Source organism: Bradyrhizobium sp. RT6a, assembly GCF_040547675.1.
Lineage (GTDB): Bacteria > Pseudomonadota > Alphaproteobacteria > Rhizobiales > Xanthobacteraceae > Bradyrhizobium.
On the sequence record NZ_JBEPQC010000001.1, the window covers coordinates 715,512 to 737,206 of the forward strand.

Annotated in this window: 22 protein-coding genes; 10 read left to right on the top strand and 12 right to left on the bottom strand. The window is 63.7% G+C overall.

Annotated elements, in window-relative coordinates; genetic code table 11:
* Nucleotides 1-963 (bottom strand): catechol 2,3-dioxygenase, encoded by a 963-nt coding sequence (locus ABIC03_RS03620; protein WP_354055596.1) that lies wholly within the window; start codon nucleotides 961-963, stop codon nucleotides 1-3.
* A gap of 437 nt (nucleotides 964-1,400) precedes the next feature.
* On the opposite strand from ABIC03_RS03620, the gene ABIC03_RS03625 reads away from it, so the two are divergent.
* The 3 genes from ABIC03_RS03625 (at nucleotide 1,401) to ABIC03_RS03635 (ending at nucleotide 4,964) form a co-directional block, all read left to right on the top strand.
* Nucleotides 1,401-3,140, top strand: coding sequence for an ATP-binding protein (locus ABIC03_RS03625; protein ID WP_007592463.1), 1,740 nt, complete (start codon nucleotides 1,401-1,403; stop codon nucleotides 3,138-3,140).
* Nucleotides 3,141-3,244: 104 nt separating this feature from the next.
* A complete protein-coding gene (locus tag ABIC03_RS03630; protein ID WP_354055598.1) occupies nucleotides 3,245-3,823 on the top strand; it encodes a peroxidase-related enzyme in 579 nt (192 codons plus the stop codon).
* 199 nt (nucleotides 3,824-4,022) lie between these two features.
* The gene (locus tag ABIC03_RS03635; RefSeq protein WP_354055600.1) at nucleotides 4,023-4,964 is read left to right on the top strand and encodes a hypothetical protein; all 942 of its coding nucleotides are present in this window, start codon (nucleotides 4,023-4,025) and stop codon (nucleotides 4,962-4,964) included.
* A gap of 9 nt (nucleotides 4,965-4,973) precedes the next feature.
* Here the strand turns inward: ABIC03_RS03635 and ABIC03_RS03640 are convergent, their stop codons facing one another.
* The 3 genes from ABIC03_RS03640 to ABIC03_RS03650 all read right to left on the bottom strand — a co-directional run bounded on the left by ABIC03_RS03640 (nucleotide 4,974) and on the right by ABIC03_RS03650 (nucleotide 6,278).
* Nucleotides 4,974-5,213: a hypothetical protein gene (locus tag ABIC03_RS03640; RefSeq protein WP_275167416.1), complete on the bottom strand. Its 240-nt coding sequence runs from the start codon at nucleotides 5,211-5,213 to the stop codon at nucleotides 4,974-4,976.
* A gap of 149 nt (nucleotides 5,214-5,362) precedes the next feature.
* Nucleotides 5,363-5,506, bottom strand: a complete 144-nt coding sequence (locus ABIC03_RS03645) for a hypothetical protein (RefSeq protein WP_007608861.1) — start codon at nucleotides 5,504-5,506, stop codon at nucleotides 5,363-5,365.
* A 148-nt stretch (nucleotides 5,507-5,654) separates the two neighbouring features.
* Nucleotides 5,655-6,278, bottom strand: a complete 624-nt coding sequence (locus tag ABIC03_RS03650; protein ID WP_354055603.1) for a ParB-like protein — start codon at nucleotides 6,276-6,278, stop codon at nucleotides 5,655-5,657.
* Nucleotides 6,279-6,546: 268 nt separating this feature from the next.
* Between ABIC03_RS03650 and ABIC03_RS03655 the strand changes: the two genes are divergently transcribed.
* From ABIC03_RS03655 to ABIC03_RS03680, 6 genes are all read left to right on the top strand, one after another.
* Nucleotides 6,547-6,888 carry a hypothetical protein gene (locus ABIC03_RS03655; RefSeq protein ID WP_275167418.1) on the top strand — a complete coding sequence of 114 codons (342 nt, stop codon included), beginning with the start codon at nucleotides 6,547-6,549 and terminating at the stop codon, nucleotides 6,886-6,888.
* Nucleotides 6,889-7,100: 212 nt separating this feature from the next.
* Nucleotides 7,101-7,388 carry an acyl carrier protein gene (locus ABIC03_RS03660; protein ID WP_007592476.1) on the top strand — a complete coding sequence of 96 codons (288 nt, stop codon included), beginning with the start codon at nucleotides 7,101-7,103 and terminating at the stop codon, nucleotides 7,386-7,388.
* Between the two features lie 10 nt (nucleotides 7,389-7,398).
* Complete coding sequence (locus tag ABIC03_RS03665) at nucleotides 7,399-7,869, top strand: 3-hydroxyacyl-ACP dehydratase FabZ family protein (protein WP_007608856.1); 471 nt, start codon at nucleotides 7,399-7,401, stop codon at nucleotides 7,867-7,869.
* The gene (locus ABIC03_RS03670) at nucleotides 7,866-9,071 is read left to right on the top strand and encodes a beta-ketoacyl-ACP synthase (RefSeq protein ID WP_354055606.1); all 1,206 of its coding nucleotides are present in this window, start codon (nucleotides 7,866-7,868) and stop codon (nucleotides 9,069-9,071) included. Before ABIC03_RS03665 ends, ABIC03_RS03670 begins: the two co-directional genes overlap by 4 nt.
* Before the next feature lie 100 nt (nucleotides 9,072-9,171).
* Nucleotides 9,172-10,449 carry a beta-ketoacyl-ACP synthase gene (locus tag ABIC03_RS03675; protein ID WP_354055608.1) on the top strand — a complete coding sequence of 426 codons (1,278 nt, stop codon included), beginning with the start codon at nucleotides 9,172-9,174 and terminating at the stop codon, nucleotides 10,447-10,449.
* An 8-nt stretch (nucleotides 10,450-10,457) separates the two neighbouring features.
* Nucleotides 10,458-11,390, top strand: a complete 933-nt coding sequence (locus ABIC03_RS03680) for a lipid A biosynthesis lauroyl acyltransferase (protein ID WP_354055610.1) — start codon at nucleotides 10,458-10,460, stop codon at nucleotides 11,388-11,390.
* A gap of 126 nt (nucleotides 11,391-11,516) precedes the next feature.
* Here ABIC03_RS03680 and ABIC03_RS03685 read toward each other — a convergent pair whose 3' ends face one another.
* The 7 genes from ABIC03_RS03685 to ABIC03_RS03715 form a co-directional block, all read right to left on the bottom strand.
* The gene (locus ABIC03_RS03685; RefSeq protein ID WP_354055613.1) at nucleotides 11,517-12,623 is read right to left on the bottom strand and encodes a polyamine ABC transporter substrate-binding protein; all 1,107 of its coding nucleotides are present in this window, start codon (nucleotides 12,621-12,623) and stop codon (nucleotides 11,517-11,519) included.
* A 3-nt stretch (nucleotides 12,624-12,626) separates the two neighbouring features.
* Nucleotides 12,627-13,805, bottom strand: a complete 1,179-nt coding sequence (locus tag ABIC03_RS03690) for an aminotransferase (protein ID WP_275167422.1) — start codon at nucleotides 13,803-13,805, stop codon at nucleotides 12,627-12,629.
* 8 nt (nucleotides 13,806-13,813) lie between these two features.
* A complete protein-coding gene (locus ABIC03_RS03695; RefSeq protein ID WP_063996571.1) occupies nucleotides 13,814-14,140 on the bottom strand; it encodes a rhodanese-like domain-containing protein in 327 nt (108 codons plus the stop codon).
* Between the two features lie 303 nt (nucleotides 14,141-14,443).
* Complete coding sequence (locus ABIC03_RS03700) at nucleotides 14,444-16,372, bottom strand: potassium transporter Kup (protein WP_275167423.1); 1,929 nt, start codon at nucleotides 16,370-16,372, stop codon at nucleotides 14,444-14,446.
* A gap of 140 nt (nucleotides 16,373-16,512) precedes the next feature.
* Complete coding sequence (locus tag ABIC03_RS03705; protein WP_354055617.1) at nucleotides 16,513-18,411, bottom strand: potassium transporter Kup; 1,899 nt, start codon at nucleotides 18,409-18,411, stop codon at nucleotides 16,513-16,515.
* A 272-nt stretch (nucleotides 18,412-18,683) separates the two neighbouring features.
* Nucleotides 18,684-19,514, bottom strand: a complete 831-nt coding sequence (locus ABIC03_RS03710; RefSeq protein ID WP_007608835.1) for an OmpA/MotB family protein — start codon at nucleotides 19,512-19,514, stop codon at nucleotides 18,684-18,686.
* Nucleotides 19,515-19,537: 23 nt separating this feature from the next.
* A complete protein-coding gene (locus ABIC03_RS03715) occupies nucleotides 19,538-20,311 on the bottom strand; it encodes a motility protein A (RefSeq protein WP_275167425.1) in 774 nt (257 codons plus the stop codon).
* Nucleotides 20,312-20,621: 310 nt separating this feature from the next.
* Between ABIC03_RS03715 and ABIC03_RS03720 the strand changes: the two genes are divergently transcribed.
* On the top strand, nucleotides 20,622-20,933 hold the full coding sequence (locus ABIC03_RS03720) for a hypothetical protein (protein ID WP_502916911.1): 312 nt from the start codon (nucleotides 20,622-20,624) through the stop codon (nucleotides 20,931-20,933).
* An 18-nt stretch (nucleotides 20,934-20,951) separates the two neighbouring features.
* On the opposite strand, the gene ABIC03_RS03725 is transcribed toward ABIC03_RS03720, so the two are convergent.
* The gene (locus ABIC03_RS03725; protein ID WP_354055620.1) at nucleotides 20,952-21,671 is read right to left on the bottom strand and encodes an RraA family protein; all 720 of its coding nucleotides are present in this window, start codon (nucleotides 21,669-21,671) and stop codon (nucleotides 20,952-20,954) included.
* Nucleotides 21,672-21,695: the final 24 nt, after the last annotated feature.

The following is a 21,695-nucleotide window of genomic DNA, read 5'->3' on the forward strand; positions in this document are numbered from 1 at the left end:
CTACTCCTTGTGCTCCACAGGCGGCGTGCCGTGCGTATGGAACGACTCGATCGTCTTCAGGCCCCACGCCTGCCCCTTCTTGCGCTCCTCCTCCGTCCACACGATTGGCCTCCAGTCGGGCGCGAGGATGAGGCGCGCGCCGGCATTGGCGACTTCGACGCGATTGCCGCCGGGCTCGTAGACGTAGAGGAAGAAGGTCTGCTGGATCGCGTGCTTGTGCGGGCCGGTCTCGATGTGGACGCCGTTCTCCAGGAAGATGTCGGCGGCGCGCAAGATCTCTTCGCGGCTGTCGAGCGCGTAGGTGACGTGGTGGAAGCGGCCGGGCGTGCCGGAATGGTCGAGCGAATAGGCGAAATCGTAGCTCTTGTTCGACATCGTCAGCCACATCGCCGCTTCGCGGCCGTCGTTCAGCACGATCTGCTCGGTGAGGCGGCAGCCGAGATAATTCTCGAAGAACTCGCGGTTCGCCTTGATGTCCACGGCGAGGCAATTGAGATGGTCGAGGCGCCGGACGTTGACGCCGCGCGCGGGAAAGCGCTGCGCCTGGTTCTTCAGCGCCGGCTTCAGCTCCGGCGGCGCTTGATACCATTCGGTCTCGTAATAGAGCTCGACGATGTGTCCATCGGGATCGCGGCAGCGGAAGGTCGGCCCCTGCCCCATGTCGCCGTCGATCCAGCCGATGTCGAAGCCGGACCCTTTCAGCGCCGCGACGCGGCGCTCCAGCGCCTGCTGGCTGCGCGCGCGTAACGCCATGTGCTCCATGCCCGATGTCTTCGACGCCGTCAGTTTGAGCGAATAGCGCTCATAGTCGTCCCAGCCGCGCAAATAGACCGACTCGCCCTTTTGCCCGCTGACGGTCATGCCCATCACGTCGACGAAGAATTTCAGGCTCTCGTCCGGCTTGGGCGTCAACAGCTCCATGTGGCCGAGATGAGCGAGATCGAGGATCGGTTCGGGCTGCATGATGTCCTCCAAGGCGTGGCTTGCGATCCGCTGGATCGGATCCCTCGAGCTGGCGCCGGCGGCAATCCGCTCATGCGCCGGTGGGCGGCACTGAGGCTGCCGGTTCATTTGCACCAATGTACAAATGATTAGGTCCCGTCAACAAATCAAAAGTCGTCACTGCGAGCGAATGACGGCCCATCCAAGACGACGACCCGTCCCCCAAGGCGACCGACTGCCCGAATGGTAAAATCTTCCTTAAACCCTGTCGGTGTCGACGGCCGGGAAAAAGCAGCATTTCTCGGCCGCTTCTGCCAGGAAGTATGCATTGGGAACAAACCTCGCACCCGAATTGTCGCGGATTTAACGAAGCGCCGGCCCCTGCCGCTTAACCGTTTGTCCAGCGACGGCCGTGCATAGTCCGGGTCAACCCGTTGCTCTTGCCAGGTTCATTCATTGTGACATCTTTTGGACGCGTGATTTCGGTTCGCGGATCGCTCGCCCGGGTCGGGCTGCTGGCCGAAAGCCGCATGCCGGTCTCGGAAGTGCGGGCCACTGTCGGCCGGTTCGTCAGTATCCGCTGCGCCAGCTCGGTCATCGTCGCGATGATCACCGAGGTGTCCTGCGAAAACCTGTCGAGCAACGACAATTTGATCGCCATCGCCTCGGTCGACCTGCTGGGCGAAATCCTCAACGCGACCGGCAAGGCCAAATTCCAGCGCGGCGTCACCAACTATCCGACAATCGGCGATTCCGTCGATCTGATCACGAGCCAGGAGCTGCGCACAATCTACGCGCCGACCGGATCCGACCAGATCAATGTCGGCTTCCTTCAGCAGGACAGCTCCGTCGTCGCCTATGTCGACATCGAGGAAATGCTCTCCAAGCACTTTGCAGTGCTGGGATCGACCGGCGTCGGCAAATCGACCGGTGTGTCGCTGTTGCTCAACGAGATCCTTAAGGCGCGCCCGAACCTGCGTATCTTCCTGCTCGATGTGCACAACGAATATGGCCGCTGCTTCGGGGACCGCGCGCTGGTGCTCAATCCGCGCAATTTGAAACTGCCATTCTGGCTGTTCAATTTCGAGGAAATCGTCGACGTGCTGTTCGGCGGCCGCGCCGGCGTGCCCGAGGAGCTCGACGTCCTCGCAGAAGTCATTCCGCTCGCCAAGGGCGTCTACACCCAGTACCAGAACGCCGACCGCATTGGCCTGAAGCGCATCGATCCCAAGCAGATCGGCTACACCGTCGATACGCCGGTGCCCTATCGCCTGGTCGATCTGATGTCGCTGATCGACGAACGCATGGGCAAGCTCGAGAACCGCTCCTCGCGCATCATCTATCACAAGCTGATCTCCCGCATCGAGGCGGTCCGCAACGACCCGCGCTACGCCTTCATGTTCGACAACGCCAATGTCGGCGGTGACACCATGGCCGAGGTGATCAGTCATCTGTTCCGCCTCCCAGCCAACGGCAAGCCGATGACGGTGATGCAGCTCGCCGGCTTCCCGGCCGAAGTCATCGATTCCGTCGTCTCGGTGCTCTGCCGCATGGCCTTCGACTTCGGCCTGTGGAGCGATGGCGTTTCGCCGATGTTGTTCGTTTGCGAAGAGGCTCACCGCTACGCCTCCGCTGATCGCAATGTCGGCTTCGGGCCGACCCGCAAGGCGGTGTCGCGCATCGCCAAGGAAGGCCGTAAATACGGCGTCTATCTCGGCCTCATCACCCAGCGTCCGGCTGAGCTCGACGCCACCATCATCTCCCAGTGCAACACGCTGTTCACGATGCGTCTTGCCAACGAGCGCGACCAGGCGCTGCTGCGCGCCGCCGTGTCAGATGCGGCCGCGAACCTGCTTTCGTTCGTGCCTTCGCTCGGGACCCGCGAAGTGCTGGCATTCGGCGAAGGTGTCGCGCTGCCGACGCGGCTGCGCTTCAAGGAGGTGCCGCCGCATCAATTGCCGCGCGGCGAAGCCACCATCAGCAGCGTGCCGTCCGTCACCTCCGGTCACGACATGCATTTCGTCGGCGCCGTGCTCGAGCGCTGGCGCGGTGCCACCTCGCAGCGCGACGTGCCGAACGATCCGGTGTTCTCGGCGCCGCCCGCGAAGACGCTCTCGAACGTCGAAGCCCCGATGCTGCAACCGTCGATGGGGCTGGATCCGGACCGCTTCTCGCTGCTGAAGAAGCCGCTGCGGTAAAGCAACGCTCGTTTTTCCAGCTCCGGCATTGCGAGCCTGGCGTCACGTTGAGCATGGCGCCGGCATCGACTATGGTTGCCGGCCCCAAGCCGGAATCCATGCCCATGACAAAGCCCGCGCAACGCTTCCCCGCTCCCGCCCTCGATGCGCTCCCTGACGACATCCGCACACGTCTCCTCGCCGTGCAGGAGAAGAGCGGCTTCGTGCCGAACGTGTTCTTGACGCTGGCCTACCGCCCGGACGAGTTCCGCGCCTTCTTCGCCTACCACGACGCGCTGATGGAGAAGGACGGCGGCGTCACCAAAGCCGAACGCGAGATGATCGTGGTCGCGACCTCGGCGGCGAATCAGTGCCAGTATTGCGTGATTGCGCATGGCGCGATCCTGCGTATCCGCGCCAAGAACCCGCTGATCGCCGACCAGATCGCCACGAACTACCGCAAGGCCGACATCACGCCGCGGCAAAAGGCGATGCTCGACTTCGCGATGAAGGTCTCGGCCGATGCGCAGCGGATTTCCGAGGATGATTTCACCGCGCTCGCGCCGCATGGCTTCAGCGACGACGACATCTGGGATATCGCCGCAATCTCCGCCTTCTTTGCGTTATCTAACCGGCTGGCGAATTTCACCGGCATGCGGCCGAATGACGAATTCTATTTGATGGGACGGCTGCCGAAGAAATGAGCGCCCGCCGCGAGCGCGGAAGGAACGCGTCGACGACAAATGCAGCGGATGAGTTCCCGTGTGACGGGAACTCTGCGTTTTCGCAATCGCACACGTTTAATTAAGAATCTCACCCTCAACTAGCACAAACGCTTTGGCACAACTTGCGCAGTTTCCGTCACCGGAGACGCTGATGAGTCGTGCCTGTTGGGGGCTTCTCATGAACGTGCGGGCATTTGTTATCGCGACCTGTATTGGCACGGCATTCTTCGCGGCCGGATACGCATGGAACTATCAGCCCGACTTCATCGACGCGAACGAGATATGGAGCATGTTCGAATCGGAGCATGGCAAGGCGCGGGCTGCCGTCTTGCGCGTCCTGGTTGCGCCGAATTCAGCTCACTTCAACGGCCTGCGAACGATCGATGCAGACAGGGCAAGATACGTATGCGGCTCCGTAAAGGCGATGGATAAAGAGACGCAGTATGTCGAGGCCGCGTTCGTCTACACCGTCGCGATCGATTTTGCCCGTATCGACGACGACGGCCGGATGACGTCGCAGCGCTCTGCTTACAAGCCCTGCCCAGCCGCGGCCGATGACAAAATTGCCGATCAGAACACGCTGATATCGCCAGGCGCGCTGTCGATGATCAAGACCGTCGAAAAAATCATCCCCAAGTCCAGCAGCGGAACGATGGAACAACAGCTTGGCCAGCTGGCCGGACAGACAGCGGCGGTCGCGCCAGGTTTGGCGGCCCCGCAGAGATCGGCCGGCTCATCGGGTTCGGCAGCGTTAGCAGGGGCAGGACGGGCGCCAGTAGCACAGCATTCAAGTTCGGGCGTGGAGGGGCGACAAGCAGATGAATTGACGTGGCGTGTCGATCAGCCGCCGGCCGCATGGCCGACCTTCCCCTCGGACCATCCGCTGGCGAAATCGGCGCAGAAGCGGACGGGCGCCGAGGCCCTGGCTTTCGCGAAAGATATCGAGGCTCGCTGGGAGGAAGCCAAATCATCCGGGGTTCCGACCAAGCGTCCTTCGCCTGAGGAGATCAAGGAAGCATGCCGCGCGCTACTTGCGATTGATCCCACGGACAAGGATTATCCGCGGGCCTGGGCCGCCTTTGTCCGCTTGCGCAAAATCGATCGCGACGCTGCTGGTTGAAGGCCTCGCTCAGGCCTTGCGCCGCAAGCTCCAAAGGCTCCCGAGAGCCACGACGGCGGTCATGAGCAGGATGGCGACGAAGGTTTGGATGATCGTGAAGTTCAGGGCGTCACGCGCGACGAACAGCGCGGTGACGGCCCCGGCGAACACAAACAGAATGCGAAGAATCAGACTCATCATCATGTCTCCAGACGGCATGATCCGGAGCCACCCGGCGACGCGGATGCGCAAGGCTGGTTCGGCGGTCATGCCGGCGGACCTTAGCGGCCGGCATCAAAGCCTGTTTGCGATACGTCAAGCGCGCCACGCCGTTACGCAGCAGGTTCGAACCGCCCCCCGCACGCTGTGGCGGCATCGCAATTGCGCTAGGCGAGGCTGCGCAGCACTGTGGTGCTGGACTAGCGCTTCGCCATCAACTCGAGCGCCGGGGCAAAGCGCTCGGAAAACGTCAATGTCTTGGCATGGTGTACTGCGGCAAACGATGCCGAGATCCCGGCTGAAGCGACCACGAGCAGGGCAACGGCGAAAACCAGACGGCGCATTTCGGCCTCCTATGAGCTCGATGACTCCAACAGATGGCACGGCTTTGTTTCAGCACCGCTTCGCGCGGACGGAGGATGGTTTCGCTCAAGAGACTGTGATCGGATCCGGTCTGTGGCGCCGCATGCCGTACCGATGAGAGCGCTGCGCCTAATCATCGTCAGCCGGACCGCACCAGCCGGGCAGATAGATCGCATCCTTGCTCTTGGCTGAGGACATCGCCTTCTCGAGCGCCTTGTCAAAATTGGCATCCACAGCCTTGCGCGACAGCTTTCGGCGCAGATAATCGGCCCACAGGAATTCGGAGAACGGCGTGGTGTCCTTGGCGAAGCCGCCCATGCGGCGCAGCTCGCCGGCAAGGCTCCGGAAGGGATCGTCCTTGAGATCGACGACGGATTTCGGCAAATCGCGGAACGTCCGCCGTTCGCCCTTGGCGTCGTAGGGATAGACCCAGCGCTTATTGTCCATCACGCCCCAGAACGCTTCGCGCTCGACCATCCTGAGGTCGCCGACGATGGTGACCAGCACCTCCTTGACGCCCTCATCGTGCAGCGCGCGACCGAGATGATGATGGTCGATCACGTAATAGCGCTCGTCGGGGCCGTGCACGACGGGGATCATATGCTTGCCGAGCAGATCGGCCTGCTTCTTCTTGTCGTGCTCGCGCCAGCGCTTGCGCTTCTCCTTGACCTCGCGCATCCCGACCGTCATCTGCGTCGGCCGCAGCGACAGGATCGACACCGGATGTACTCTCGGTTCGCGCGTATTGGTCATGGTCGAAAGGCCCTTAACATGGTTGCAGCTGCGTGATCAGGTTCCCTGAACTATGGCATAGCCCTCGCGCCGGCAAATGCATTCAGCTGGGCGGAGGTTTTTGCATCGCACCCTCTGCATGTCCGGGACGACGGTTCCGCAGTCATTCGTTCGCAGCCCCGCAGGATAGTGCGAACGCGCAATGCACGTGCGCGTTGAGAAGATTTTCTGCAACGCGTTCACCACCTATGCTATCTAAAAATCGCTGCTTCGGAGTGATCCCTGCACCATGACAACCCAGCGGCCCATAAGCTCGGATGACGAGCACCGGGTGCTCCAGTTCAGGCCGCGCACCTCGCCTTCCCCGACGGGCTACCGCGGCAATGCTACCGTGCAGAAATTGCGCGTCGCGCCCGAGCCGCTCGACCTGTCGCGCTATGAGCAGCCCCGCACGGCACCGGACGATTTCCGCCATCGCATGCTCGCCAACATCGCGGCGCTGGCCTTCACCATCGCACTGACCGCGATCGGGATCTGGCTCGCGGTGAGCATCGCCGACCTGCGCCGGACCCAGGATTGCGTGCTGATGGGCCGCCGCGACTGCGTCAAGATCACGACGCCGCACATCTAGGCGACGGTCCTTCGGCCGGAGCGGCTCAGCCGGGGCGTCCCCAGTCCAGTTCCCACACCCATCCGGCTCCATTGAACTCAGGGCGGCGCTCCGATATACGGGCTTTCGACCCGGCCAGAGGGGGGTTGAGGGCGTCATCGGGGCGCGATGCCCACCCACCGTTCCACTCTGGACAATCTGACAAATATGTGCAATATATCAAAGGCTTAGTGATGTCCTCCACATTCGATCAGGTCGCTACGATCATCGCTGAAACCTGCGACATCCCGCGCGACACGATCACGCCGGATAGCCATGCCATCGATGACCTCGGCATCGACAGCCTCGATTTCCTGGACATCGCGTTCGCGATCGACAAGCAGTTCGGTATCAAGTTGCCGCTGGAAAAGTGGACCCAGGAGGTCAACGACGGCAAAGCGACCACCGAGCAGTATTTCGTGCTGAAAAACCTGTGCGCCCGCATCGACGAACTGGTTGCGGCGAAGGGCGCGAGCGCCTAAGCGCGCGGTCATGCAACTCGAATACTTCCACATGATAGATCGCGTCGTCGACCTCAACGTCGACGCGAAGACGATTGTCGTCGAGGCTCAGGTCCCGATGGAGAGCACCATCTTCGAGGGACACTTCCCGGGCTACCCCCTGATGCCCGGCGTGCTCCTGATCGAATCTATGGCGCAGGCCTCGGGCTGGCTTCAGCTTGGCGTGCTCAAATTCGAGCGCATGCCGATCCTGGCCGCGGTCAAGGAGGCCAAGGTGCGCGGCTCGGTCTTCCCCGGCGATCTCATGAGCATCGAGGCGAGCCTTGCCCATCAGGGCTCGGGCTACGCCGTGACCGAAGCCAAGATCAAGGTCGGCGGCAAGCTGCGCGCGAATTCGACGCTGACCTTCACGCAGATTCCCTTTCCCCATGCGGATATGCGCGCCCACATGGACGCGGTCGCCAAACGCGTCGGCTTTCCGCAACAGGCCGTATCGCCATGACCGAGACTGCTTCGAAGCCCGCCCAGACGGAAGTCTGGATCACCGGCATTGGCCTCGCCACCTCGCTCGGCGAGGGCCTGGACGCCAACTGGGCCGCGCTTCAGGAGAAGCGCATCAATGTCGATGAGAAGGGCTTTGCACCCTATATCGTGCACCCCCTGATGCCTGTGACCTTCGACAGCCAGATCCCGAAGAAGGGCGACCAGCGCCAGATGGAAGCCTGGCAGCGCATCGGCACCTATGCGGCCGGGCTTGCGCTCGACTCCGCCGGAATCAAGGGCAACAAGGACATCCTGTCGAAGATCGACATGGTGGTCGCCGCCGGCGGCGGCGAGCGCGATCTCAACGTCGACACCGGCGTGCTCACGGCCGAGGCCAAGGGCGCCAATGCGCCCGGCTTCCTCAACGAGCGGCTGATGAGCGATCTCAGGCCGACGCTGTTCCTGGCCCAGCTCTCCAACCTGCTCGCCGGCAACATCGCTATCGTGCACGGCATTGGCGGCACCTCGCGCACCTTCATGGGTGAAGAGGTTGCCGGCGCCGATGCCGCCCGCATTGCATTGTCACGCATCGCCTCCGGCGAGAGCGACATCGCGCTGATCGGCGGCTCGCACAATGGCGAGCGCAAGGACCTGATGGTCCTCTACGAATTCGGCGACTTCAATCTCAAGGACAAGTTCGCACCCGTGTGGGCGCGCAAGGACCACGCCGGCTTCGCGCTCGGCTCGGCCGGCGCGTTCCTGGTGCTGGAATCGAAGGCGCATGCGGAAGCGCGCGGCGCAAAGCCATTCGCGAAGCTGTCGAGCGTCGTTGCCGACCTCGCCCGGCGCAAGACCCCCGGCGACATGGCCGCGACGCTGGAGAAGCTTTGGGCAAAGTTGCCGAAGCGCGACGGCAAGGGCGCGATCATATCCGGTGCGACCGGCGCTGAGCCGGCGACATCAGAAGAGCACGGCTTCCTGAAGGGCCACGCCGAGTTCCCGGTGCGCTCGACCGGCACGATGTTCGGCCACACCATGGAGACGCAATTCCCGCTCGGCATCGCGCTCGCTGCGCTGTCGATCTCTCGTGGCGCGCTGTTTCCGCCGAACGATTCCACGGGCACCGAGATTGAAATGCAGGGAGCGCCCACCCAGATTGTGGTGGTGGGGGCCGGACACTGGCGCGGCGAAGGCATGGCGCTGGTCGAGGCAGTAAGCTAAAGCGCGTTGCGCTTTTGGCAGGTTATTGTTTGGGCATGATCTTCTCGGAAAACCGCGTCACGCTTTTTCGGATCATGCTCCAGCTCAAGCGGGGATCGACATGACTGCACCACGCGACAAACTCGGGCGCCCCGTCGTCGTCGTCACCGGCATGGGCATCATGACCTCGCTGGGCAACGGCAAGACCGACAATTGGGCGAAGCTCGTCGCCGGCGAATCCGGCATCCGCACCATCACGCGCTTTCCGGTCGACGGCCTGAAAACCACGATGGCCGGCACGGTGGATTTCGTCAGCGTCGATCCGTTCTCCTCCACCGGGCTGTCCGAACGGATGGCCGAACTGGTGACGCAGGAGGCGCTGGAGCAGGCCGGCATCGGCGCCAAGGCGGATTTCCCGGGTCCTCTCTTCCTTGCGGTCGCACCGGTCGAGGTCGAATGGCCGCAGCGCCGCGAGCTCGGCCGCGCCGTTGGTAAGCTCGACTTCAATTACGACGATCTGCTGCGCATCTCCGGCGGCGGCAAGTACAGCGCCTATCACCACCGCTTCATGTTCGGTTCGGTCGCCGCCTATCTCGCCGAGACTTTCGGTACCAAGGGCTCGCCGATCTCGTTGTCGACGGCCTGCGCTTCGGGCGCGACCTCGATCCAGCTCGGCGTCGAGGCGATCCGCCGCGGCGAAACCGATGCCGCGCTGTGCGTGGCGACCGACGGCACCGTGAATCCGGAGGCGCTGGTGCGCTTCTCGCTGCTCTCGGCGCTGTCGACCCAGAACGATCCGCCGCAGGCGGCCTCCCGTCCTTTCTCCAAGAACCGCGACGGTTTTGTCATGGCCGAAGGCGCAGGTGCGCTGGTGCTCGAAAGCTATGAAGCGGCCACCGCGCGCGGCGCAAAAATCCTCGGCGTGATCGCCGGCTGCGGCGAACTCACCGATTCCTTCCATCGCACCCGCTCGTCGCCCGACGGCAAGCCGATCATCGGCTGCATGAACAAGACGCTGGCCGACGCCGGCATGACGCCGGACCAGATCGACCACATCAACGCGCACGGCACCGCGACGCCCGAGAACGACAAGATGGAGTACAATACGACATCGGCCGTGTTCGGCGATCTCGTCTCGAAGATTCCGGTCACCTCCAACAAGTCGATGGTCGGCCACACCATCTCGGCCGCCGGCGCGGTCGAGGCGATCTTCTCGCTGCTGACGCTGGAGCATCAGCGCATCCCGCCGACGATCAACTACGACAATCCGGATCCCACGATCCTGTTCGACGTCGTCGGCAACAAGGCACGCGATGCCCGCGTCACCGCTGTGATGTCGAACTCGTTCGGCTTCGGCGGCCAGAACGCCTCGCTGATCCTGACCCGCGAACCGGCCTGACCGGACGCATGGCGCTGCTTCCTGCGAGGACGAAGGCCCGCGCGCGGGAGACGGCCAAATCGATCGGTGGAGGCCTGATCGGCGCTGCCACCGTCGGCATGTTGCGCACCACGCGTTATTTCGATCCGGCCAAGACCTCGGAGTTTTTCGCACGCGTCACCAGGCTGATCGGGCCGCGCCTGCGCGAGCACCGCATCGGCCGCGCCAATCTCACCGCCGCGTTTCCGGACAAGCCGCCCGAGGAAATCGAATCCATCCTGATGGGCGTCTGGGACAATCTCGGTCGCGTCGGCGCCGAATTCGCCCATATGGACCACGTCTGGGATTATGACCGCGATCATCCGGAAAACAGTCGGATCGAACTGCCCAGCCGCAGCATCGAGCTGTTCGATCAAATCCGCGACGACGGCAAGCCGGCGCTGATCTTCGCCGCGCATCTGGCCAATTGGGAATTGCCGGCGCTCGCCGCGGTCGCACACGGGCTCGATGCGGCAATCCTCTACCGCCGCCCGAATATCGCCTCCGCCGACCGCATCATCCAGGAGATGCGCCAGGTCAACATGGGCACGCTGATCCCGGCGGGGCGCGACGCGCCGCTGCGGCTTGCGCAGGCGCTCAAGGACGGCAAGCACGTCGCGATGCTGATCGACCAGTATCTGACCGGCGGCGTCGAGGTCACCTTCTTCGGCCGCAAGACCCGCGCCAATCCGATGCTGGCGCGCCTGTTGCGCCAGGTCGAATGCCCGATCCACGGCGTCCGCGTCATCCGCCTTCCCGGCGGCCGCTTCACCGCCGAGATCACCGAAGAGGTCCAGCCGGTGCGCGACGCCGACGGCAGGATCGACATCCAGGGCACCACCCAGGCGATCACCAGCGTGGTGGAAGGTTGGGTCCGCGAGCATCCCGAGCAGTGGCTGTGGCTACACCGACGTTGGCGGTGATCCTGTTTCGTCATTGCGAGCGACTTGTCCGCCGTAGCTCGAAGAGCGAAGGCGGAAGCGAAGCAATCCAGACTCCCTCTGCGGAAAGATTCTGGATTGCTTCGTCGCTCGCAATGACGGGCGCGATTACCGTCCCGTCTTCACCCTGGTCCAGAGCCTATTGATGACCCGCTGGGTCGCCGGCTCGCGGGCCGTGATGACGAACAGCTTTGCGAGCGTTGCCTCGTCCGGATAGATATTCTTGTCGTTCAATATTTTCGGATCGACCAGCTTCTGGCTGGCGAGGTTGCCGTTGGCGTAGGACAGGAAGTCCGTATTCTTGGCGGCCACGTCCGGACGGTAGAGATAGTTGATCAGCTCGTAGGCTTCCGCGACGTTCTTCGCATCGGCGGGGATCGCGAGATTGTCGAAGAACATCTGCGCGCCCTCCTTCGGGATGGCGTAGCCGATCTCGATGCCGCTCTTGACTTCGGCAGCGCGGGCGCGGGCCTGCATGATGTCGCCGGACCAGCCGGCCACGAAGCAGATCTCGCCGGTGGCGAGCGCGCTTAGATATTCGGACGAATGAAACTTGCGCACGGAGGGCCGCACCTTGGCGACGACATCGGCGGCCTTCTCGAGCTCGGCCTGCTTGGTCGAGTTCGGATCGAGCCCAAGATAATTCAACGCCGCCGGAAAGATGTCGTCGGCGGAATCGAGCATGTGCACGCCGCAGTCTTTGAATTTTGCGAGGTTCTCCGGCTTGAACACGATGTCCCAGCTATCGATCTTCGCATCCGCTCCGAGAATCTGCTTCAGCTTGGCGACGTTGTAGCCGATGCCCGTCGTGCCCCACATGTAATTGGCGGCGTAGACATTGCCGGGGTCGTAGATCGCGAGACGTTCGGTCACCACCGGCCAGGCATTGGCCAGGTTCGGCAGCTTCGCCTTGTCGAGCTTCTGGAAGATGTTGGCCTTGATCTGGCGCTGGAGGAAATAGGCGGTGGGCACCACGACGTCATAGCCGGACTTGCCGGCCATCAAGCGCGTCTCCAGGGTCTCGTTGGCGTCAAAAGTGTCGTAGACCACCTTGATGCCGGTCTCCTTGGTGAAGGCCTCGAGGACATCGGGGGCCACGTAGTTCGACCAGTTGTAGAAGTTGACGACCCGCTCCTCGGCCCCTGCGGGGGCGGAGAGCAACGTCAGCGCGGCGGCGATCGCGAGGCCAAAACCAAAGCGGCTGACGATCGTCATCTCCTACCTCTTGCGCCCGCGCACCGCGTCCGACAGCCGCTCCAGCGCGGTATCGAGCGTCTCGTCCTTCTTGGCAAAGCAGAAGCGCACCACCGAGGTCACAGGATCCTGCTCGTAGAAGGCCGACACGGGGATTGCGGCGACCTTGTAGTCCTTCACGATCCGCCAGCAGAACTCGGTGTCGCTCTCGTTCAGCCCCAGCGGCGACAGGTCAACGGTGAGGAAGTAGGTGCCCTGCGACTTCAGCACCGGGAAGCCGAGGCTCTCCAGTCCCTTGGCGAGACGGTCCCTGCTCCGCGCCAGGTCCTTGCGCATCGACAGGAAATACTCGTCCGGCTTGCCGAGGCCGTAGGCGACGGCGGCCTGGAGGTTCGGCGCGGTGGTGAAGGTCAGGAACTGGTGCACCTTGGCGGCAACGCGCAGCAGCGGCGGCGCGGCGCAGACGAAGCCGATCTTCCAGCCCGTCAGCGAAAAGATCTTGCCGGCCGAACCGACCTTGATGGTGCGGTCGCGCATGCCGGGGATGGTGATCAGCGGGATGTGCTTGTGCTCGTCGAAGGTGACGTGCTCCCAGACCTCGTCGCAGATCGCGATAACGTCGAACTCCTGGCAGTAGCGCGCCAGCAGCTCGAGGTCCTCGCGCGGAAACACCACCGCGGACGGATTCAGGGGGTTGTTGAAGAGCACCGCCTTGGTCTTTGAATTGAAGACGCTTTTCAGCATGTCCTCATTCAGCCGCCAATGCGGCGGCTCAAGCCGGACCAGGCGCGGAATGCCGCCGGCCTGGCGAATGATCGGCAGATAGGAATCGTACACCGGCTGGAAGCACACCACTTCGTCACCGGGCTGGACCACGGCGAGGATGGCCGAGGTCAGGGCCTCGGTGCCGCCGGAGGTCACCATCACCTCGCTCATCGGATCGAGCTTGAGGCCGTGCCAGTGGCCGTAATGGGTCGCGATCGCCTGGCGCAGTTCCGGCAGGCCCATCATCGACGGGTACTGGTTGTAGCCGTTCAGCGAGGCATCGGCCGCGGCGCGGCGGATGTCCTCGGGGCCGGGATCATCGGGGAAGCCCTGCCCGAGATTGATGGCGGCATTGTCGCGCGCGGCTTGCGACATTGCCTCGAAGATGGTGACGGGAAGGTCCGCGAAGACCTTGTTGAGGGACGAGCTCTTGGACATCGGCGGGGTCAGCCGCCGACCTTGCTGGGAAGACCCGCCGCCTTCCAGCCGAGCATGCCTCCGGCCAGATGCTTGTCGTAAGGCAGGCCCGCGGCCTGCGCCGCCAGCGAGGCCGTCACCGAACGCTTGCCCGAGCGGCAGGCGAACACGACCTCCTTACCCTCGGGATCGGGGATCGCTTTGGGATCGAAGGTCGAGAGCGGCACGACCACGCCGTAGGGATAAGCCTCGGCCTCGACCTCGTTCGGCTCGCGCACGTCGACGAGGAGATAGCGCCCTTCCGCGACACCCTTGGAGACCTCGTCCGGGGTCAGATCCTGTACTTGATTTGCCACATCATCCTCCAACGTCGCGGGCCGCTGCCGGGGCGATCCCGGCGGCCGGCAACCTCGCCTCTCGGCCGGTGAAAATCAAGCGCTACAAAGGCTTGAGCTGCCTTGCGCAAGTTAAAGCTAAATCGCAGCGACTTGAAGCGCGACCTTCAGGATGCCTGAAGCTCCTGCTTCACACCCTCACCGCTAACTCAGTGTCATTCCCCGCGAAAGCGGGGAATCCAGTACGCCGCGGCCTCCCCGTATCTACGCATGGTCTCTGGATACTGGATCGCCCGGTCAAGCCGGGCGATGACAGCGGCGGAGCTAAATGGTGACCTGGGTGCCGACCTCAACGACGCGACCGGAGGGGATCTGGAAATAGTCGGTGGCGTCGTTGGCGGAACGGCTGAGCGAGATGAACAGCCGGTCCTGCCAGCGCGGCATGCCGGAATGGGCGGCCGGCTTGAGCGCCCTCCGCGACAGGAAGAACGAGGTCGACATGATGTCGAACTGCCAGCCGAGCTTGCGGGCGATCGCCAGCGCCTTCGGCACGTTGGGCGATTCCATGAAGCCGAACTTCAGCGTCACCTTGGAGAAGGTCGGCGAGATCTGCTCCAGCTTCACCCGCTCGGCCGGATCGATGCGCGGGGTCTGTGCGGTCTCGATGGTGAGAATGACGTTCTTCTCGTGCAGCACCTTGTAGTGCTTCAGACTGTGCATCAGCGCGGTCGGGGCGCTGAGGGGATCGCTGGTCAGGAACACGGCGGTGCCGGGCACGCGTTGCGGCGGCCGCTTCTCGAGCATCGCCACGAGGTCGGCGAGCGGGAATTCGAGCTTGCGCGACTTCTCGAACAGCAGCCGACTGCCGCGCCGCCACGTGTACATCAGGATGATCATGAGCGCGCCGAGCGCCAGCGGCACCCAGCCCCCCTCGAATACCTTGAGCAGATTGGCGGCTAGGAAGGTGAGGTCGAGGAACAGGAACGGCGCGATCAGGGCGGCAGCCGTGAACGGCGACCACCGCCAGACCTTCCAGATCACCACGAAGCCCATCATCGCCGTGACGACCATGGTCCCGGTGACGGAGATGCCGTAGGCCGAGGCCAGCGCGCTGGAGGAGCGGAACAAGAGCACCAGCAGGACCACCGCGACCAGCAGGAGCTGGTTGATGCGTGGGATGAAGATCTGGCCCGAATGGGCTTCGGACGTATGGCGAATTTCAAACCGCGGCAATAGACCGAGCTGGATCGCCTGACGCGTCAGCGAATAGGCACCGGTGATGACCGCCTGGCTCGCGATGACAGTTGCGGCGGTCGCCAGCACGACCATGCAGCCGCGGAAAAAACCTTGCGGAAAGAGCTGGAAGAACGGGCTGACGATCGCGCCGGGGTCGCCGAGCACGAGGGCGCCCTGCCCCAGATAGTTCAATGCCAGCGACGGCACCACGATGAACAGCCAGGCGGTCTGGATAGGTCGCTTGCCGAAATGGCCGAGGTCGGCATAGAGCGCCTCGGCACCGGTGACCGCCAGGAACACCGCGCCGAGCGTCACAAAGCCTATGATGCCGTGGTGGATCATGAAGGACACGGCGTAGAGCGGGTTCAGCGCGAACAGCACCTGCGGCTGCTCGATGATCGGATGGATCGCCGCGATCGCGATCACAGCGAACCAGACGCACATGATCGGCCCGAAGAAGGCGGCGACGCGAGCGGTCCCGCGGGATTGCACGGCAAACAGACCGACCAGGATGATCACGGTCAGCGGTACGATGTAGGGCTCGAAGTGCAGCGTGATGTCCTTCATGCCTTCGATCGCCGACAGCACCGAGAGCGCCGGCGTGATCACGGCGTCGCCGTAGAACAGGGCGCCGGAAATGATGCCGAGCAGGACGATGGTGGCTCCGCGGGTGCCGACTGCGCGCTGGGCCAGCGCCATCAGCGCCAACGTGCCGCCCTCGCCGTTGTTGTCGGCACGGAGCAGGATCACGACGTATTTGAGCGTCACCACGACGATGAGCGCCCACAGGATCAGGGAGAGCACGCCGAGCACGGCTGCCGGCGTCGGCACCCCCTCCGCGCCAGAGGCCGCCATGACGGCTTCGCGGAACGCGTAGAGCGGGCTGGTGCCGATATCGCCATAGACGACGCCGATGCTGCCGAGTGTCAGCGCACCGAAACGGGCGGTGGTGTGGGCATCGCCATGCCCATTGGCCGCCGCCGTTTCCGGGGCGGAAATCGCTACATCACTTGTCATGGGAGAGCCTGATGGCCTCTAAAATGCTTCACTGCACAACGGCAGAAGGGCGCGCGGCTTATAGGCCTGCGCTACCGGCATAGCCTAGCCCGATTTCGGGGCTTAGGCATGCAATTTCGCATAGCTTCGCCGGCCGCCTCTTAGATGGTGACCTGGGTTCCGACTTCAACCACCCGTCCGGTGGGAATCTGGAAATAGTCGGTGGCGTCGTTGGCGGACCGGCTCAGCGCGATGAACAAATGGTCCTGCCAAAGCGGCATGCCGGACTGCGCCGACGCCTTCAGTGAGCGCCGGGACACGAAGAACGACGTCGACATGATGTCGAACTGCCAGCCCTGCTTGCGCGCGATCGCAAGCGCCTTGGGCACATTCGGCTGCTCCATGTAACCGAAGCGCAGGCGGACCTTGAAAAACTTGTCGCTGATCTTCTCCATCCGGAAACGCTCCGACAGATCAACCCGCGGCGTATGCGCGGTCTCGATGGTCAGGACCACGTTATGCTCGTGCAGCACCTTGTTGTGCTTGAGATTGTGCAGCAGCGCGGTCGGCACAAAAGAGGGATCGCTGGTCAGGAACACCGCGGTGCCCTTGACGATATGCGGCGGCCGCTTCTCCAGGCTCCGGATCAGATCGTCCAGCGGCACCTCGATGCGGCGCGTTTTCTGGATCAGGATCCCCGACCCTCGCCGCCAGGTCCAGATTGTCCCGGCCATGATGACGCCGAACAGCAGCGGCACCCAGGCGCCTTCCAGCAGCTTCAGAAGGTTCGCGCTGAAGAAGCTGATGTCGACCACGACGAAGGGCAGGATCACGGCTGCGGCCGTCGCGGCGCGCCAGTTCCACAATTTCCAGATCACGATGAAGCCCATGATGCCGTCGGCAACCATGGTGGTGGAGACCGCGATGCCGTAGGCGGATGCCAGGTTGCTGGGGGTGTGGAACAACAGCACCAGCAGCATCACACCAATGAGGAGCAGCCGGTTTACCCGCGGCAGATAGATCTGGCCGGCGTGGGTTTCCGAGGTGAAGCGCACCTCGAAGCGCGGCAGGAGGCCGAGTTGCACAGCCTGATAGACCAGCGAATAGGCTCCGGTGATCACCGCCTGGCTCGCGATCACGGTCGCGGCGGTCGCAAGGCCGACCAGCGGCAGCACGAAGTGCTCGGGCACCATGCGGTAGAAGGAATGTTCGATCGCGCTGGGATCGGACAGCACCAGTGCGCCCTGCCCGAAATAGTTGATCAGGAGCGAGGGCAGCACGAAGAACATCCAGGCCGACTGGATCGGCTTGCGGCCGAAATGGCCAAGATCTGCGTAAAGCGCCTCGCCGCCGGTCACCGCCAGGAACACCGCGCCCAGCGTCACCAGGCCGATGGTGCCGTGCGACAGCAGGAATTGCAGCGCGTAATAGGGATTGATCGCAGCGAGTACCGACGGATCGTCGGCGATGTGAATGGCGCCCAGCACGGCAAGAACGGTGAACCAGACGACCATCACCGGCCCGAAGGCCGAGGCCACCAGCGCCGTCCCCTTGCTCTGGACCGCGAACAGCAGCGCCAGGATGAGAACGGTCAGGGGAACGACATAGTGCTCGAAGGCAGGAGTTGCGAGTTTCAGACCCTCGACCGCCGACAGCACCGAGATCGCCGGCGTGATCATGGAATCGCCGATGAACATGGAGGCGCCGACGACGCCGAGCGCCGTCAGGAACCAGCTCCGCCGCCCGAGCGCGCGCTGGCCGAGCGCCATGAGGGAAAGCGTGCCGCCCTCCCCGTTGTTGTCGGCGCGCAGCAGCAGCAGAACGTATTTGGCGGTGACGACGATCAGCAGCGCCCACAGGATCAGCGAGAGCACGCCGAGCACCATGACCCGCGAGACCGGCTGGCCATGAGCCGCGCCCCTGACCGCCTCGTGAAATGCGTAAAGTGGCGACGTGCCGATGTCGCCGAAGACGACGCCGATGCTCCCGAGCGTCAGGCCCCAGAAACCAGAGGTGACCGGCCCGTCCTGAGCTTCGGTCGATGTGATGCTCGCCGTCATATGAAACTGGAACGCTTCTGCCCGAGAATTGATCCGGCGCCTTTTGACGGTTCCGGCGCCCCTGTCAATCGGCACATCACCATAGCAGGCGCCGGGGCAGATGCTGTGACGCCGCAGCAACGGTCGTCGCCCACGCGACGACATGCCTCAGGTACGATGGTGGCACAAGAGCCCTGAGCCTTTCCGTCCCGATTGAAGCGGAACGGGCTCTACATCCTTGTTTTGTCGCGTTTTCTTCAGACGAAGCGGCGTCCACCTCGCTCGGAGACGCCCTAAGGCTTCAGATTCGGCGGCAGCGGCGGATCTTCACGCATCAGGGTGATGGTCACCCGCCGGTTGGCGGCAAGCGACGGATCGTCCGGGAACAGCGGCTGGGTGTCCGCCTTGCCGGAGACGGCAAAGACATGGGCGCCCGGCAGGCCCTCGCGTTCGAGGATCTGACGCACCGCATTGGCGCGGTCGGCCGACAGGTCGAAGGCACCGTAGTCGCTGCGGGTCGGCACAAATCCAGCCGCGGTGTGGCCGGCGATGGAGACGCGCAGCGGCGTCGCCTTGAGCGGGACAGCGAGCTTTTCGATCAGGCGGCGGGTGCGGTCATAGGGCACTTTGGAGCCGTCGGCGAACATCGAGCGGCCGTCCTGGTCCACGATCTCGAGGTTGAGACCCTGCTTGGTCTCCTCGAACATGATGTGCTTGGACATCTCGGTCAGTTCCGGCATGTCCTGCAACGCCTGGCGCAGCGAGGCCGCCGCCAGCGCAAAATTGCGGTCGACCTTGATCTTCGCGCCCGACGTGCGGTCACGATCCTCCTGGTCCGGCGTCGGCGTGTTGGAGGAGTCCTCAGGCTGAATGTGATCGACGTTCTTCAGCCGAGGGCGGGTCGGCAGGCCGTCGGACTCGACGATGCCGGAGTAGCGCGCTTCGGTCTGGACACCAAAGGCGTCGCGCATTGAGCCTGCGACGACCTTCAGCTTGTTGGCATCCTGGGTCGAAAACGCGACGAGCATCACGAAGAAGCTCATCATCAGGCCCATCAGGTCGGCGAAGGTCACGAACCAGCCGTGACCGCCTCCGTGTGAATCGCCGCGCTTCTTCTTGGCCATATCTCAAATCCCGGCGGGCAGAATCAGGCCGGAACCGGCTCGCCTTCGGCGTGGCGGTGCTTCTCGGGCAGATAGGCCAGCAGCATTTCGCGGACCAACGTCGGACTCTTGGAGTCGCGGATCATCAGGATGCCGTCGATGATCAGCGTGCGATTGGTCTCTTCGTCCAGGAGCTTGCCATGCAGCTTGTCCGCGATCGGGGTACAGAACAGGTTGGCGACCAGCGCGCCGTAGAGAGTCGCGAGCAGCGCGGTCGCCATGAACGGGCCGAGCTTTGACGGGTCGGTCATGTTGGCGAACATCTGCACCATGCCGATCAGCGTGCCGACCATGCCAAAGGCCGGGGCGCAGTCGCCGATGGCGCGGTAGATCTTGCTGCCTTCGTCCAGATGCATCAAGAAATTGTCGCGGTCGCGCTCGAGATTGTCGCGAATGAAATCGAGGTCGTAGCCGTCGGCGACGTAGCGGATGCCCTTGGCCAGGAACGGCTCGTCGGTCTCTACTTTTTCCAGCCCCACCGGGCCCTGCTTGCGGGCGATCTCGGCGATGCGGGCGAGCTCGTCGACCAGATCGTGCGCCGACAGACGGCTCATTGTGAAGGCAAATTTGGCGCCGAGCGGCAGGCCATGGATCAGCGTCGAGAGCGGAAAGCGGATCATGGTCGCAGCCGTCGAGCCGCCGAAGATGATGATCATCGCATGCTCGGAGACGAACATGTGGAGATCGCCGCCCAGCAGCATCATCGTCGCGATGACGATAATGCCCGCCACGAGCCCGATGCTCGTCATGATATCCATGGGAGACTCCAACGCGAACGCAACAACGGCCGTCCTGGCCGATGGCGCGGCCCAACCCCGAACCGCATCGGAGACCCTAGTGAGCCGCGATTAAAGACGCGTAAAGGTTAAGTTGAGCCGGCGCGCCCGGCGGCCGCAGCGCGCTGAAAGGCGCCGGCTTTTGCCGACTGCCGACAGGCATTTCAACATTTTGCTAACCATACGGCGCCGCGCGCACCCATCACCGTGCGTGCGCGAAAGCTTCGGCTGCGGCCCTGCGCCACATCGGGCGCGACCGATCAGTTGGTATTCTGGACCGGACCGGCCCCTCATGGCGGAAGGCATCGCAATGGTGACGCTGTTCAGTCTTCTCACCGCGCTTCCCGCAGTGCTGGCGCTCCACATGCTCGAACCCGAGCTCGTCCTGCCGGCCTTCAGCGTGCTGCTCTTTGTCGAGGCGGCCCTGGCCGTGATCGCAGCGCGCCTGATCCGGATGCCGGACAATGCGGAAGATATCACCCTGTGGGATTTTGCCGGCGGCTTCACCTTGATCGGATGCGCTGCCGCGGTATTCGGCGAGCCGGATCAAGCCGCCCTGTTCCTGACGGACCAGGGCGGCCTGCGAGCAACGTCGCAGCCGTAGATCGTTCCGGTCCGGCCGTTAGTGGATCTCCGCCGACCGCTTCAGTGCGGCCTTCAGCTTCTCCAGCGAGAAGTCGGGACTGCGGGCGATTTCGAGGATCGGCGTCTCGCGGCGGCCGCAGAGCTCGGCGGCCTCGGGCAGCTTTGCGGCGATGTCGCGCGGGATCACGATGGCGCCGTGCAGATCGGCGTGGATCAGATCGTCCGACTTCACGGTCATGCCGGCAACGCGCACCTCGCCGCCAAAGCTCTCGGCATGCACCCACGCATGCGACGGGCCGATCGAGCCGGCCAGCGCCTGGAATCCAGGTGCCCATTGCGGGATGTCGCGGATCGAGCCGTCAGTGATCACACCGAGGCAGCCGAGCGCCTTGTGCACGTTGCTCTGCACCTCGCCCCAGAACGCACCGTAGCCGACGTCGGGACCGTCGATGTCCTGGATCACCGAGATGCGCGGACCGTGGCCAGTCCCGACATATTCGTAGTAGTCGATGCGGCGCTTGGACTGCTCTTCCGGCGGTAGCGAGTTTTTCAGCACCGAGCGGATCGCGACCGTGCGGGCGTAGCCGACGATCGGCGGCAGATCGGGGAATGGGCAGACCAGTGGCTTGGTGGTGTAGCCGATCAGCCGGCGCTCGGGCGCCACGATCTCCATGGCATTGCAGATCGTCGGGGTGTCATAGCGGCCCAGCGCTTCGAGGACGGAAGCGGGCAGCGGCCCGGTCGCAGTATTCGTCACGGCGTTCTCTCCCAGATTGGCGGC